The sequence below is a fragment of the Bacillus yapensis genome (genome assembly GCF_005280205.1).
GTDB classification, from domain to species: Bacteria; Bacillota; Bacilli; order Bacillales; family Cytobacillaceae; genus Robertmurraya; species Robertmurraya yapensis.
In genome coordinates, this window is the sequence record NZ_SUND01000022.1 from 62,974 (window position 1) to 78,911 (window position 15,938).

Annotated in this window: 13 protein-coding genes; 1 reads left to right on the forward strand and 12 read right to left on the reverse strand. The window is 41.8% G+C overall.

The features are described 5' to 3' along the window. Positions 1-2 precede the first annotated feature (2 nt). The 4 genes from gatA to FAR12_RS20865 all read right to left on the reverse strand — a co-directional run bounded on the left by gatA (position 3) and on the right by FAR12_RS20865 (position 2,984). Entirely contained in the window at positions 3-1,460 is a 1,458-nt protein-coding gene (gene gatA, locus FAR12_RS20850; protein WP_126410701.1) for an Asp-tRNA(Asn)/Glu-tRNA(Gln) amidotransferase subunit GatA, read from the reverse strand. A 12-nt stretch (positions 1,461-1,472) separates the two neighbouring features. Then, positions 1,473-1,763, reverse strand: a complete 291-nt coding sequence (gene gatC, locus FAR12_RS20855; RefSeq protein WP_126410702.1) for an Asp-tRNA(Asn)/Glu-tRNA(Gln) amidotransferase subunit GatC — start codon at positions 1,761-1,763, stop codon at positions 1,473-1,475. Positions 1,764-1,902: 139 nt separating this feature from the next. Beyond that, entirely contained in the window at positions 1,903-2,343 is a 441-nt protein-coding gene (locus FAR12_RS20860) for a YueI family protein (protein ID WP_126410703.1), read from the reverse strand. Between the two features lie 167 nt (positions 2,344-2,510). Next, entirely contained in the window at positions 2,511-2,984 is a 474-nt protein-coding gene (locus FAR12_RS20865; protein WP_126410704.1) for a hypothetical protein, read from the reverse strand. 119 nt (positions 2,985-3,103) lie between these two features. Here FAR12_RS20865 and FAR12_RS20870 point away from each other — a divergent pair, with 119 nt between their 5' ends. Next, positions 3,104-3,715, forward strand: a complete 612-nt coding sequence (locus tag FAR12_RS20870) for a CGNR zinc finger domain-containing protein (protein WP_126410705.1) — start codon at positions 3,104-3,106, stop codon at positions 3,713-3,715. A gap of 85 nt (positions 3,716-3,800) precedes the next feature. Here FAR12_RS20870 and aceA read toward each other — a convergent pair whose 3' ends face one another. The 8 genes from aceA to pcrB form a co-directional block, all read right to left on the reverse strand. Further along, the gene (gene aceA / locus FAR12_RS20875; protein ID WP_126410706.1) at positions 3,801-5,087 is read right to left on the reverse strand and encodes an isocitrate lyase; all 1,287 of its coding nucleotides are present in this window, start codon (positions 5,085-5,087) and stop codon (positions 3,801-3,803) included. Positions 5,088-5,251: 164 nt separating this feature from the next. Then, positions 5,252-6,832 carry a catalase gene (locus FAR12_RS20880; protein WP_170972278.1) on the reverse strand — a complete coding sequence of 527 codons (1,581 nt, stop codon included), beginning with the start codon at positions 6,830-6,832 and terminating at the stop codon, positions 5,252-5,254. A gap of 177 nt (positions 6,833-7,009) precedes the next feature. Then, positions 7,010-8,557: an L-glutamate gamma-semialdehyde dehydrogenase gene (gene pruA, locus FAR12_RS20885; protein WP_126410708.1), complete on the reverse strand. Its 1,548-nt coding sequence runs from the start codon at positions 8,555-8,557 to the stop codon at positions 7,010-7,012. Positions 8,558-8,825: 268 nt separating this feature from the next. Beyond that, positions 8,826-8,999, reverse strand: a complete 174-nt coding sequence (locus FAR12_RS23595) for a hypothetical protein (protein ID WP_212734404.1) — start codon at positions 8,997-8,999, stop codon at positions 8,826-8,828. 33 nt (positions 9,000-9,032) lie between these two features. Next, positions 9,033-10,202, reverse strand: coding sequence for a CamS family sex pheromone protein (locus tag FAR12_RS20890; RefSeq protein ID WP_126410709.1), 1,170 nt, complete (start codon positions 10,200-10,202; stop codon positions 9,033-9,035). Between the two features lie 23 nt (positions 10,203-10,225). Next, the gene (ligA, locus tag FAR12_RS20895) at positions 10,226-12,235 is read right to left on the reverse strand and encodes an NAD-dependent DNA ligase LigA (protein WP_126410710.1); all 2,010 of its coding nucleotides are present in this window, start codon (positions 12,233-12,235) and stop codon (positions 10,226-10,228) included. Between the two features lie 190 nt (positions 12,236-12,425). Beyond that, positions 12,426-14,669: a DNA helicase PcrA gene (gene pcrA, locus FAR12_RS20900; RefSeq protein WP_126410711.1), complete on the reverse strand. Its 2,244-nt coding sequence runs from the start codon at positions 14,667-14,669 to the stop codon at positions 12,426-12,428. A gap of 57 nt (positions 14,670-14,726) precedes the next feature. Then, positions 14,727-15,404, reverse strand: coding sequence for a heptaprenylglyceryl phosphate synthase (gene pcrB / locus FAR12_RS20905; RefSeq protein WP_126410712.1), 678 nt, complete (start codon positions 15,402-15,404; stop codon positions 14,727-14,729). Positions 15,405-15,938: the final 534 nt, after the last annotated feature.

A 15,938-nucleotide genomic window follows, 5' to 3' on the forward strand; every position in this document is an offset into this window, starting at 1 on the left:
TCTTACAATTGTGGTTTTTGTTTATGGAAGTCTGTTGCTTGCTCGAACGCATGGGCAACGCGATATACCGTACTTTCATCAAAGTGTTTTCCAATGATTTGTAAGCCAAGTGGCAAGCCATTAGAGAATCCACATGGAACTGAGATTCCTGGTACCCCTGCAAGGTTTACTGGGATGGTTAAAATATCGTTTAAGTACATTGTCATTGGGTCCGCTGTATTTTCACCAATTTTGAAAGCTGGTGTTGGCGTTGTTGGTCCGACAATGACATCATATTTTGCAAAAATATTTTCAAAGTCTTGCTTAATGAGCGTACGAACTTTTTGAGCCTTTTTATAATAAGCATCATAATAACCAGAGCTTAGCGCAAAGGTTCCAAGCATAATACGTCGCTTAACCTCTTCCCCAAAGCCTTCTGCTCTCGTATTTTTATATAAGTCCATTAAGTTTTCCGCATTTGGCGAACGGTAGCCGTATCTGACACCGTCAAAGCGTGCTAGATTAGCAGAAGCTTCTGAAGAAGACAGCAAATAATACGTTGCTAAAGCATACTTCGAATGTGGAAGTGATACCTCTTCCCAAGTTGCGCCCAATTTTTCAAGAGTTTTCAACGCGTCTAAAACAGATTGCTTAACCTCTTCCTTCACGCCTTCGCCAAGATATTCCTTCGGCACCGCAATTTTAAGGCCTTTCACATCACCTGTTAAAGATTGCACAAAATTAGGCACGTCCACATTTGCTGAAGTCGAATCCATTGCGTCTAATCCAGAAATCGCTTGTAAAAGATAGGCGTTATCTTCAACCGTTCTAGTGATTGGACCAATTTGGTCTAGAGACGAAGCGAATGCGATTAGGCCAAAACGAGAAACACGTCCGTATGTAGGTTTTAAGCCGACTACTCCACAGAAGGATGCTGGCTGACGAATCGAACCACCAGTATCAGATCCTAATGAAAAAAGGACTTCTCCTGCTGCCACAGCTGCCGCAGAACCACCTGAAGATCCACCTGGCACTGTTTCTAAATTCCAAGGATTCTTTGTCTTTTGGAAGCCAGAGTTTTCAGTGGAAGAACCCATCGCAAACTCGTCCATATTAAGCTTTCCGATGGTAATGCTGTCTGCCGCTTGAAGCTTTTGCACAACTGTAGCATCATAAATCGGATCAAAGTTTTCAAGAATTTTACTTGCTGCCGTTGTTCTAAGGTTGCGTGTGACGATATTGTCCTTAATTCCGATCGGCATTCCAAATAGAAGCCCATTTGCATCATCCGTACCTAGCTTTTGGTCTAATTCAATTGCCTTTTGGCGTGCTCTTTCTTCGTCTAATGTTAAAAAAGCTTGAACCTTATCTTCGACTTGGGCAATTCTTTTATAGGACTCGTCCACAAGGTCGGAAACAGTAATTTCTTTTTTATGTAATGATTCTTGAAGCGTGCTTAGCTTCTGATCAAATAAACTCATGAGTTCCCCTCCTTATTCAATAATCGATGGTACTTTAATCTGGCCGTTCTCGTGTTCTGGCGCGTTCTTAAGCACCTCTTCGCGTGGAAGTCCTTTTGCTGGAACGTCCTCTCTCATCACATTTTTCATATCTAGTACGTGTGAGGTTGGTTCCACGTTTTCTGTATCTAATTCGTTTAATTGTTCTGCGAATGAAATAATTTTGTCGAGCTGCTGCGTGAATTTCTCTACTTCTTCTTCAGTCACAGCAAGTCTCGCTAAATTGGCCACATGCTTTACTTCTTCAGTTGAAATTCTTGACATTTGAGTCACCTCCAGGGGCTTGTATTTAAATCGTCAACAATAACTTGATGATAACAAAATTTGACGCTATAAAGCAACAGAGAGTCCGCTTAAATCCTTGATTCAACGTAAAAAAGGTGATTTTCGGATCACCTTTTTTCTACTTCTTAAATATTTTTGTTAAACCACTTAACAACCCTTTTTTCTCTTTGCTTTCCACGTACTCAATTTTCTTATGTGTTACGTAGATATCTTCTTTATCCACAGCGTGTTCTTGAGCAAGGACTAACCCGATTTCAGAATTATGTTCGTTGTTGGTGACAATCGTGTATTCCGCCTTGTATTTGCTAGCAAGCTTGATGTATTTGGAGAGGTGTGCGTAATCGATGTTTCCATTCAGCAACAACGTTGCATCACGATTTGATTTTAACGCCTCCTCGACTTCTGTAAAAATGTTCTCCTCTCTCACCTGTGCTTGTGTAAGAGCAATGACCACTCTTTCTCTCAGTGTTCCTAGAAATTTTCTCCTTTCATCTGGATTTATTTCCTTTTGACCGTACATTCCTTGTTGTAAGTAATCATCCAAATTAGGGCCAGGCAATGTAAATCCTCCTTACTTTGAAGCTATTATTTATTATGTTCGGAATCTTATTTTCGTTCTTAGTATTCCCACTTATATCATATCGCAAAAAAGATCTCTTCTTCCAACGAAGTGTTTATATAAAATTGTAAAGCTCAAAGGATTGATTCCTTTGAGCTTTTTAATGCTTATATTTGGCTTTGGACTTTAATCACCTTACTCATTTGTCGTATCGAACCGAGATGGTAGGCGGAGTGAGCGATCGCTCCCAAAAGACTATGCGATGTTTCTTCATCTAAAGAGTCAAGTGAGTCAATCTTGTTAAGTAGTGTTGTGTATTCTTGTCGAAGTTCCTCATTAAACTGTTCCCATGTCATTTCATTAATGTTTGTGATTTTCCATGATGCTTCCCAATCCTTTTTGGGTTCTTCTCCATTTAAGTAGGAATTCGCCACCCATAAGTAATAGCGGGTATGATCCGTTTGTGCAGCAATGGTCGTACCATTGACAGATACCGAAGCATCTTTTGCAGATAATTTTTCAAGTGTTCCAAATAACCCACTACCAGGCTTTGCTTCTGTATACCAGCTTGCGTTTTCTTCAGGTCCATCAAATGTTTCCTTCAACAACGTTCTAACAGCTACCAACATTGGATTATTCATCTCAATACCTCCTGAAATTGTTTTTAACCATTAAAATACATTTAGATGGTTAAATCTTAACAATGTTGTTTTTAACTGTCAATATGTATTATGATGGTTATAGTAAAGGAGTTTTAATTATGTCAGAAACGAACCCTTATATGATGGTCGGAGAACGTTTGTGTATGGATTTTATCAATACCGTCAGTTGGCGAGAAAGTTCTGAGAAGAGACGGGATTGGTTTACAAGTTACGAAAAATTGGTCGACTGGTGCATCCATGCTGAAGTCTTGACCGGACAACAAGCAAAAGCTCTTCTTTTAAAAGCAGAGGAGAAACCGGATGAATCGGAAGAGGTACTGAAGGAAGCAATTGAAATGCGGGAAGTCATGTATCGAATCTTCAAGTGTATTTCGAAAGAAACATCGCCTCACCCGTTAGATCTGGAACGTTTCAATCAATCTGTGAGCTTCTTCTATCAAACTTTGCACGTCACCCCGGAAGAGGATCATTTTACTTTGAAATTCAAGTATACCGAGAAAAACTTGGATAGTATGCTTCCTCCAATTTTGCAATCTGCTGTCGATTTACTCGTTTCCAAAGACGACCTCGAACGAGTCAAACAATGTGAGGGAGATGCTTGTGGATGGCTATTCTTCGATACGAGCCGGAACCGAAGCCGTCGCTGGTGTTCCATGGCCGATTGCGGCAATCGCGCCAAAGCTCGACGATTTTACCAAAAAGAAAAGTGACCATATTCGGTCACTTCTCTACTCTCGTCATATTTAACAGATAACTAGAGGGGCCCAATCCAATATCGGATTGGGCCCCTTTTCATTACTTACCAGTTGTGGTAAATTGCTCTTCTTCTGTCGAACCTTTCAATGCTGTAGTAGAGGAAGTTCCTCCTGTAACAACCATTGAAACTTGGTCGAAGTAGCCTGTTCCAACTTCTCGTTGATGACGTGTTGCTGTATAGCCATCCTTTTCACTTGCGAATTCAGCTTGTTGCAATTCAGAATAAGCAGCCATGCCACGATCTTTGTAGCCAAGTGCTAGATTGAACATGCTGTGGTTAAGGGCATGGAATCCAGCAAGGGTTACGAATTGGAACTTGTAGCCCATTTTACCAAGCTCGATTTGGAAGTTAGCAATCTCTTCGTCCGAAAGCTTAGATTTCCAGTTGAAGGATGGTGAACAGTTATAGGCTAAAAGTTTGCCTGGGAACTGATCGTGAATCGCTTCAGCAAAGCGTCGAGCCTCTTCAATATTTGGCTCAGATGTTTCGCACCAGATTAGATCAGCATATGGAGCATAAGCAAGTCCACGAGCAATGGCTTGTTCAAGTCCAGCCTCGGTACGATAGAATCCTTCTGCTGTCCTTTCTCCGGTTATAAACGGTGCATCATATGGGTCAACATCACTTGTGATTAAGTCAGCTGCGTTTGCATCCGTACGAGCAACTAGAACTGTTGGAACACCCATGACGTCAGCAGCAAGTCGGGCTGCAATCAGGTTACGGATGGCTGTTTGCGTTGGAAGCAATACCTTTCCACCTAAGTGGCCACATTTTTTCTCAGAAGATAGTTGATCCTCAAAGTGAACGCCAGCTGCTCCCGCTTCAATCATTCCTTTCATGAGCTCGAACACGTTTAACTGACCACCAAAGCCAGCTTCTGCATCAGCGACAATTGGTGCAAACCAGTCAATTGATTCGTCGCCCTCTAAGTACGTAATTTGATCTGCACGTTGTAATGCTTGGTTAATCCGTTTTACCACACTTGGCACTGAGTTAGCTGGATACAAGCTTTGGTCTGGATACATATGTCCAGAAAGGTTGGCATCCGCCGCGACCTGCCAGCCACTTAAGTAAATCGCTTTAAGTCCAGCCTTAACCTGTTGCACCGCTTGGTTTCCTGTCAATGCCCCCAATGCATTGACGAAATCCTCTGTATTTACCAGTTTCCACAGTTTTTCTGCACCGCGTCGGGCAAGTGTGTGCTCCACATCTAATGAACCACGTAATTTGATGACCTCTTCTGCCGTATATGGACGTTCAATCCCTTTCCACCGTGTATCATTTTCCCAGCTTTCTTTTAATTGCTGTATCCGTTCATTTGTCATTTTTACATTCTCCTCTCATTGTTATAATACAGATTTGATGATTACGTTTTGTATTCTATAACAGATTGAAGAAAAATGGAACTGTTTTAATATGATTTTTCTGAAAATATTTTCGACAATTCTCTTCTACACGAAAAAATACCCCCAATAGGAGGTATCTTTGCTTAATACGGATCCGCTTCATGTCCCATTTGTTCTGCCTTTTTAGTTGCTGCATCTGCATTAGCGCTTCCTGTATTCTTTTTGTCTGATACGGAGGCATTCGCCAACCCTTCACGAACACGTCTTCCATACTCCTCGTCCGCCTTCGTAAAGTACTCAATCATTTGATCCTGAATTTCTTTTCGACACACTTTTAAATTATCTACTAGATTGCTGATGAGCTCATCTTTTTCCCAATCTTCAAATGCACGATAAGTTTCACCAGCTTGGGCGAAATCATTCGTGCGGTCAATTTTTTCACGAACCAATTTAGCATCATAATGCGGTTCATGAACATCTCCTACTTGCTCCGCTTCCTTCAAGCCTCCGATAACAGAAGGCTCATAATTAATATGCGGATTTTCACCTGCATCCACGTGGTACGACATTTGTCCACCGCGCTGATTGGTCGCTACACGCTTTTTCGGCGAGTTAATCGGCAGTTGTAAATAGTTCGTTCCGACACGGTAACGCTGCGTATCAGAATAGGAAAACGTACGACCTTGCAGCATTTTATCATCGGAGAAATCTAATCCATCAACGAGTACGCCCGTTCCAAAGGCAGACTGCTCCACTTCGTTATGATAGTTATCCGGATTTTTGTTTAAAACCATTTTTCCCACTTTTAAAAATGGAAACTTATCGGTTGGCCATAGTTTCGTATCATCTAATGGGTCAAAATCTAATTCCTCGTGGTAATCATCACTCATAATTTGAACGCAAAACTCCCACTCAGGATAATCCCCGCGCTCAATCGCCTCATACAAATCCTGCGTCGCATGGCTTGTATTTTGTGCCTGAATCTCTGCAGCTTCCTTTGAGGTTAAGTTTTTGATCCCTTGCTTCAATGGCTCCCAATGATATTTGACCAAAACGGCCTTGCCCTCGGCGTTGACCCACTTGTATGTATTCACGCCTGAGCCCTGCATCTGACGATAATTCGCTGGAATGCCCCAAGGTGAGAAGACAAATGTCACCATATGTGTTGCCTCTGGTGTTCGAGAAAGAAAATCAAACATTCTTTCTGGGTTCGTGACATTTGAGACAGGGTCCGGCTTGAACGAATGAATCATATCAGGAAACTTCATCGCATCGCGGATAAAGAAGATTTTTAAATTATTCCCGACAAGGTCCCAGTTTCCATCTTCCGTGTAAAATTTGACAGCGAATCCTCTAGGGTCACGTGCCGTCTCAACCGATTCCATGCCACCTACCACGGTTGAAAAACGAACAAAGACAGGCGTCTGTTTACCCGCTTCTTGAAATAGCTTCGCTCTCGTGTATTTGGAAACTGGTTCATCGCCGACTTTACCGTAGGCCTCAAAATATCCATGAGCACCTGCTCCTCGAGCATGAACAACACGCTCTGGCACTCTTTCACGGTCAAAGTGAGTAATTTTTTCGATAAAATCATAGTTCTCTAATGTTGAAGGCCCTCGGTTTCCAACCGTACGAATATTTTGGTTGTCGGTGACTGGATGGCCCTGGCGATTCGTTAAGGAATCACTACTCTCACCCGTACCTGTACGCTCTTGTTCTTCCATACTTACATCCTCCATTATGTTGAAATAATATCAATTTATTTATTTCCAAAAGGATGGTTAATATGTATTTTTTTGTAGAGTTTGTTGCTTGAGTGGAGTTTCCGGAATAGCTGTTTTCGCTTTTACCAACAACAAAAAACCTCTTCTCCGGAAGGAAAAGAGGTTTGCTTGAATTTTTTAGTACATTTCTGATGTTGTTTTTGCTTGTAAATGAAGAAGTAAGTAGTCTGGACCACCAGCTTTGGAATCAGTACCAGACATGTTGAAGCCACCAAATGGTTGGTAACCAACGATTGCGCCTGTGCAGCCACGGTTGAAATAGAGGTTCCCAACGTGGAAGTCTTCACGTGCTTTTTCCATATTTTCGCGATTTTTTGTAATAACCGCACCAGTTAATCCATACTCCGTGTTGTTGGCAATTTCGATTGCTTCCTCAAAATCCTTTGCCTTTGTAAAACCAACAACTGGACCAAAAATTTCTTCTTTCATTAAACGAGCATCTTTATCTAAATCAGCGAATACAGTCGGCTTAATGAAGAAGCCTTTTGAGTTATCTCCTTCTCCACCAGTCATGAGGCGACCTTCTTGTTTCCCGATTTCAACATAGCTCAAGATTTTATCGAAGGCTGCTTGGTCAATCACTGGACCCATGTAATTGTTTTGATCAACTGGATCTCCTTGTGTTAACGCGTTTGTTAATTCAACAACACGATTTAACACTTGATCGTATACGTCTTCAACGACAACAGCGCGAGAACAAGCTGAACATTTTTGACCAGAGAATCCGAACGCAGAAGCCACAATCGATTGTGCTGCAAGCTCTAAATCTGCTTCCTTATCGACAACGATTGTATCCTTACCACCCATTTCAGCAATAACACGTTTCAGCCAAATTTGACCTTCATTAAGCTTAGATGCTCTTTCATAGATTCGGAGACCCACATCACGAGAACCTGTGAAACTGATAAAACGTGTATCCTTGTGGTCAACTAAATAGTCTCCCACCTCTGCACCGCTTCCTGGTACAAAGTTAAGAACGCCTGCAGGTAGTCCTGCTTCTTCCATTACTTCTACAAATTTCGCCGCCACAACAGGTGTTGTCGATGCTGGCTTTAGAAGTACAGTGTTACCAGATACGATTGCAGCCACAGTTGTTCCAGCCATAATCGCTAATGGGAAATTCCAAGGTGAAATAATGACTCCAACCCCAAGTGGAATGTAATTGTAACGGTTATCTTCATTCGGACGGCTTTGCACCGGTGCACCGTCTTTCAGTTTTAACATTTGACGAGCATAGTATTCTAGGAAATCAATCGCTTCTGCTGTATCCGCATCAGCCTCTCTCCACGGCTTCCCTGCTTCTTTTGTTAAGAGAGCAGAAAACTCATGTTTGCGACGACGAATGATGGTAGCCGCCTTGAACAATACGTCTGCACGCATTTCTGGCTTTGCTTTTTTCCATGTTTTAAACGCTTTCACTGCAGATTGCATTGCTTTTTCAGCAAGCTCTTTGTTTGCCTTTGAAACACGACCAATCACTTCTTCTTTATTTGATGGATTGATAGAAACGATTTTGTCATCAGTTGAAATTCGCTCTCCTCCAATAACAAGGTCATAGTCCTTGCCTAGATAGCCTTCAACTGTTTGTAACCCTTGTAAATAGCCTTCACGTTCCTTTTCTACTGAAAAATCTGTAAATGGCTCATGCTTGTATGCCTGTACCAATCAAACCGCCTCCTTAGCCTAACTATTAACGTAACTCACTCACATTCTATCAGTTTTAGCCGAGTCCTTCAATTGATAATCTAGAATAGTATTTAAATTAGGACTAATTAGATGGTTGTAAAGATTGTTATTTTAGGAAGGGTTTACAATTAGTAGTTTGAAATAGCGAATTGATGATACTAGTAGAAGGATTAGAGTTTGTCGGTCAGGTTCAGGGCCTGTTGTCTATACCTGGCGTGTATTTCAGATTTGTACGCCATCTTCTCGGTCAGCGGCAGCAATCTTGGCGTACATTCTTAATTTGTACGCCACGTATGGGTTCCACAGCCATATCTTGGCGTGCATTTCTGTTTTGTACGCCACGTTCGGGTGCCATTGCCATAACTTGGCGTACAAACTGAATTTGTCGGTAAATATCAGCACCACACCCCAAAACAAGCAAAAAAACAGACAGAGAATATTCTCTGTCTGCCCGTTACTCATAAATATGCACAAACGGTTCTTTTTGATCGACTTCTCTCACAATTAATGCCTCTGGGCCATTAACGGAGGAAACATTCACTTGAACCGAAATATAGTCAGGGAAGTGTTCTAAAATCAACCCCGTCACATACTGGGTAAATCCAACAGCTTCGGCTTTGCCGTAAAACTGAATCGGAATATCAATGTTTAGTTTCTGTAATTCGTTTTCAATGTAGAAGGCCCTTCCGATAACCCCGTTGAAGTTCGGAAAGTATTCCTCTACATCCTGCTTAAAGTTCAAGAAAGTCGTTAAATCGTCACGATGGTCGTCTTCCGCATTATCAGACGGGAATAACACATAGTCCTCGTTCACATTTTCCCAGCCACCGAGTTTCGTGCTACCCTCTGAAACATTTGCATAGGCAAAGAAATTTCCTGGTACAACCGCAGAATTGCTTTCCTGTTCAAAAAGCGCAATCGTGATTGGCACCTTAGATAATCCTTTGATTTGTCGTAGACGGCTAACTACCTTCTTCGCAATCTTCTTACCTTCCTTATCGAGCGTTGCATGCTCAATTTTGGTCTCAAAAGTTGGACCGTACTGAATCTCTTGGAAATAGTGAACAGAGTTTAACGCCAGTCCAATGACAATTCCGCCAAGATGTGCCGTACCATCTTCCCCTTTTACCAAATAATCATGCTCCAAAATATGAGCTAGATAAATAGGATTCTCTTTATTTCTTGTTTTCACATCGCCAGTTCCAGGATCTAAAGGATTTAGACCGATATTCTCTTCTGCCTTTAGTCCAACTTCCTTCAGCTGAGCGTCTGTGTATTCTCGGTTTAGCCATAAGCCAACCGTTTTTCGATCTAAATATTGGCCCTCTTGAAATAAATACTTATCAGGGCTAAATGTATTTTGGGCAATGCGCATTAACCCTGTTTCAAACTCGTCAATATCGTATCGCGTATTCAACTTATTGACCGTTAACCCACGGGCCTCTGAAGGCTCGAATGGTAAAATCGTTTGGTAGTACTGATCCGAAATCTTATATTTAGGAATAATCGCTTTCTCTTTTGTATCTTCCTTTTCTTGCACAATCTCCTGGTCCTTTTGAAAATTCGGAGCACATCCGACTAACAAAAGAACTAAAGCGAAAACGACCAATGAGATTTTTCTCATGGTACTGACACCTCTTATTTCTATTAATTCTTTTTCAGCTCTTCAATCAGCTGTTCTTCCGTCCAAACCTCTACGCCTAATTCCTGCGCCTTTGCTAGCTTCGAACCAGCATCCTCTCCTGCAATAACTAAATGCGTCTTTTTGCTGACACTTCCAGCTACCTTTCCACCAAGTCGCTCAATTTCATCCTTCGCTTCATTGCGAGATAATTGCTCGAGCTTTCCAGTTAAGACGACTGTTTTTCCAGCAAAAATAGATGTGGAATCTTCAATCGAAACCGGCTTTGGACCTTTGTATTCCATATTCACGCCGATTTCCTTTAACTCTTGTAAAAGTTCTTGCACTTCTTCAAGCTCGAAATAGGAAACGATGGAATCAGCCATTTTATCTCCGATTTCATTAATTGCTGTTAATTGCTCATAAGTAGCGCTAGCTAATTTGTCCATTGTGTTAAATTCAATCGCCAATGTTTTCGCCGCTTTCGCTCCAACGTGACGAACCCCAAGTCCAAATAAAAGCTTTTCTAAAGAGTTTTCCTTAGACGCTTCAATCGCTTGTAGTAGATTGCTAACTGATTTTTCACCCATACGTTCTAAAGCAATAAGCTGTTCATACGTAAGCTTATAAATGTCTGCCACATCATGAATGAGCTGTTCAGCAAACAACTGACTAATCACTTTTTCTCCTAATCCATCAATGTTCATCGCATCTCTCGAAACAAAGTGAATTAGTCCCTCACGAATTTGAGCAGGACATTTCGGATTGATACAACGAAGGGCAACTTCTCCCTCTAAACGAACAAGTTCACTTTCGCATTCTGGACAATGGGTTGGCATTTGGAAATCAATTTCTTCTCCAGTTCGTCTGTCTGCTAAAACATTCACCACTTCTGGAATAATGTCTCCAGCTTTTTTGATCACTACCTGGTCACCAATTTTGATATCTTTTTCACGGATTAAATCCTCGTTGTGTAACGAAGCACGTTGTACTGTTGAGCCTGCCACACGAACCGGTTCTAAAATCGCTGTTGGTGTGACGACACCTGTACGTCCTACGCTTAGCTCAATCTCTTTTAGCGTCGTGATAACTTCTTCCGCAGGGAATTTATACGCAATCGCCCAGCGCGGACTTTTTGCCGTGAAACCTAATTGTTGCTGTTGCTCATACGAATCAACCTTAATAACGAGCCCATCGATCTCATAAGGCAAATGCGGTCTTTTCTCTGTCCAGCTTTCCACAAACGCAAGTACTTCGTCAATATTCTTGCACTTCATCCGCTCTTGGTTTGTTTTAAATCCAAGGCGGTCTAAGTAATCAAGTCCTTCACTGTGGGAATCCACGTCGACCTCATCTGTACTCGCAATATTATATAGGAATACATCGAGATTACGAGAAGCTGCAATTTTTGTATCAAGCTGTCTGAGTGAGCCTGCCGCCGCATTGCGCGGATTCGCAAATGGCTCTTCTTCTTTTTCCTTCTTTACCTTATTTAAGGCTTCAAAGGAGCGCTTTGGCATAAAGACCTCACCACGAACCTCAATCGTCACCGGTTCGTTTAGACGTAACGGAATCGAGCGAACGGTACGGAGGTTGGCTGTAATATCCTCACCGATTGTACCGTCTCCACGTGTTGCACCCCGTACAAACAGTCCATTTTCATAGCGAAGAGATACGGCTAATCCGTCAATTTTCAACTCGCACACATAGGAATGATCTTCGCCAACCGCTTGCGTAATACGACGGTCAAAATCTCGTAAATCCTGCTCACCAAACGCGTTACCAAGACTAAGCATCGGGATTTCATGCTGTACTTTTTCAAACATGTCCAGTACATGTCCACCCACACGCTGAGTTGGCGAATCCGATGTCTTAAACTGCGGAAACTGTTCTTCAAGCTGGATTAATTGTTGCATTAGCTTGTCGTACTCCGCATCTGGCACAGATGGCTGGTCAAGCACATGGTATTCATAATTATATTGATTTAATAGTTGATGTAGCTTTTGTATTTCTTTTTCAGCCGTTAAAAGGTCCATAACCCCACACCTTTCTTTGTGAATTTCATAATATCGATTTCACGCCATTAGGATACAACATATAGTTGGCTTAAACCTTTCCAACTATATGTTGTTCGGATATGGCTATAAGATTGTAATTATGAAATTCACACCTTTCTTTGTGACATTTCATATTCACATTCTTTGTGAATTACCGAAATTCACATTCTTACACTTTCTGAATTGGAGCAAACTTCGCCAAAAGGCGCTTAATGCCAGTTGGGCTTGGGAAGGCAATGTCTAACTCCATGCTTTCTCCCTCACCTTTCACACTAACGACGGTTCCAACGCCCCACTTACCATGCTGAGCCTTGTCCCCGACCTTCCAGCCAAGCGCATCTCCACCAGTGGAGTTTGCAACAGGTCTTGTTACGGCTGGACGAGTGACAGCTGGTCCAGAGCCCGTTACTCTTGTTTGTCCTGGTCTTGATGGTGAGCCCCCAAACGGTGAAGCTGACTTTCTCTTCGGTTGAGCATCTTCTAATAGCTCCTCCGGAATTTCTCGAATAAAGCGAGATGCTGGGTTCATGCTCGTGCGTCCAAATAACGTACGCATTTGCGCATTTGTAATGTACAACTCCTCCTCTGCACGTGTGATTCCTACATAAGCTAGGCGACGTTCTTCTTCCATTTCCGCTTCTTCCATTAACGAACGGCTATGCGGGAAGACTCCTTCTTCTAATCCTAAAAGGAACACGACAGGAAATTCCAATCCTTTTGCTGAATGGAGTGTCATTAACACTACTGAATCGGCTTTCTCACCATCGTCATCTAATTTATCAATGTCCGCAACAAGTGCTAAGTCTGTTAAAAAGGCAACCAAACTCTTATCTTCGTTGCTTTCTTCAAATGCTTTTGTTACGGATAAAAATTCATCAATGTTCTCAAGGCGACTTTCTGCTTCAATTGATTTTTCTGCTTTTAATCCTTCACGGTAACCCGTTTTCTCAAGTACTTCTTCGACTAACTCTGTTACTGATAAGTACTCCTGCATGTTTGTGTAGCCTTTAATTAAATCACGGAACTCGATAACAGCCTTTGTTGTTTTTGGACTTAAACCCATTAACTCAACCGTTTCAAGCGCATCATAGATAGACATATCATGCAATGCTGCAAAGTTCGCCATTTTATCCATTGAAGTAGAACCAATTCCACGCTTCGGTACATTGATAACCCTTTGTAGACTGATATCATCATCTGGATTCGCGATTAAACGCAAGTAAGCAAGGATGTCCTTAATCTCTTTACGGTCGTAGAACTTGATGCCGCCGACAATGGAGTATTCAATGTTCGACTTGAGCAATACTTCCTCCATTACACGGGACTGAGCGTTCGTACGGTATAGAATAGCAAAATCAGAATACGTTCTTTTCCCACTATCCACCGCTTCTTTAATTTTTCCTGTGACAAATTGAGCTTCTGTTTGCTCACTATCCGCACGATAATAAAAGATTTTGTTCCCTTCCGCATTTTCCGTCCAAAGATTTTTCGGCTTACGGTTCGAGTTGTTTTTAATCACTTGGTTCGCTGCATCTAGGATTGTCTTTGTTGAACGATAGTTTTGTTCTAAAAGAATTACTTGTGCACGTGGGTAATCTTTTTCAAAAGAAAGGATGTTGGCAATATCCGCCCCTCTCCAGCGATAGATCGACTGGTCTGAGTCCCCAACAACACATAGGTTTTGGAAACGACTTGCTAAAAGCTTCACGAGCATATATTGGGCGCGGTTCGTATCCTGATACTCATCCACATGAATGTATTGGAACTTGCGTTGATAAAATTCAAGGACCTCAGGCACACGTTGGAAAAGTTGAATCGTCACCATAATTAAGTCATCAAAATCAAGGGCGTTATTTTTACGCAGTCTTTTTTGATAAAGATCATACACATCGGATGTGACTTGATCGTAGTAGCCACCTGCTAATTTGGCAAAATCCTCAGGCGTTTTCAATTCATTTTTCGCACTGCTGATTGAACCCAATATCGCACGCGGATCAAATTTCTTTGGATCGATATTCTTTTCCTTAAGAATGTTCTTGATAACAGTCAATTGGTCCGTCGAGTCTAAAATCGTGAAATTGCGACTATACCCAAGTCGGTCAATGTCTCTTCTTAAAATTCGGACGCACATGGAGTGGAAGGTCGAAATCCAAATCTCATCTGCGACGCCACCCATCATATTGTAGATACGGTCTTTCATTTCTCTTGCCGCTTTATTTGTAAAAGTAATGGCAAGAATGTTGTAAGGATTGACTCTTTTTTCCACCATGAGGTAGGCGATTCGATGGGTCAACACTCTTGTCTTACCACTACCCGCACCAGCCATAAGGAGCAATGGCCCTTCTGTTGTCTTGACGGCTCTTTGCTGTTCCGGGTTCAAGCCATTAATTAATTTATCTGTTAAGTATTGCATCCTTTTCACCACCAAACATTTGTTCTGATTCTATTGTATATGACTTGCCTCAGTCATTCAAATTTTTACTGTTTCGAGCGCTTTGTTGAAATCGGTATAAATCGAGTTGCCAACGACAATTACATCAGCATGTTGTGCCATTTCTTTTGCCTGTTCTAGAGTTTCAATTCCGCCACCATAGAAAAGCTTTGTCTTGTCGAGCACTCTTTTTGCAGCTTGGACCATTTGTAGGTCACCGTAAGTACCGCTATATTCTAGATAAAAAATTGGTAGCTGCATCATTTTTTCCGCTAATCTCGCATAGGCCGCGACATCATCTGGTGTCAGTTCGGTTTTTGCTTTCGTCAGCTTCGCTACCTTACAATCTTCGTTGAGGATACAATAGCCTTGAAAATGAATCTCGTCCCAATTCATGATATCCCCGTATTCTTTAATTGCTTCATGATGAAAGTCGATGATCCATCTGGGGTCCGTACTATTTAATACAGAGGGAATGAAATATAGGTCAAATCCAGGGGTAATTGATTCGATATTGGATATTTCTAAAACACATGGTACAGTGTACCTGCGAACTCTCGCCATTAAATCTAGTACTTTCTCAAGCGTGACATCATCTGTTCCCCCAATGATGATGGCATCTGTGCCTGATTCACATAGTTGTTCAAGTTGGTCTTCCGAAATTTCTTTATTAGGGTCCAGCTTAAATGCATGGCGCCATTCACGAATATCGTACACGTACTACTTCCTCCAAGCGACTATATTGATCGTATTGTTCTATTGTGAACGCTAGCGATTATTTCATATTCCATTCCACCATTATAGCATTTGTTACGGTGAATAAAAAATGGTCCGTGGGGTGGATTTCGGAAAAAATCGAACGAGCTTTGCGCGGGGACTTGGACACTGAAAAAATGTATTTTTGTTAGGTTTGTTACCTTTTTTGGGGTTGGGGGCACTGCAAAACGGTTATTGCTCACTCTATAATTACCGGCGGCTCTCGTTTTTCTTCCCGATGGGCATTATAAAAGCTCCATATTTACCGTTGGCTTTCACTTTTCCTCCCGACGGGCGTTAGGACGCTTCATAGTTCCCGTTAGCTCTTTCTTTTCCTCTCGACGGACATTATGAACGCTTCATAGTTCCCGCTGGGATTAAGTCCATATAATTGTGTAAAAACAAAAAGAGTCAAATTAATTCCTTTTGGTCACAATGGTTATCAACGACGAAAAACATTGTGGAGGGAATTAATTATGACTCAGTTTCAGTTTA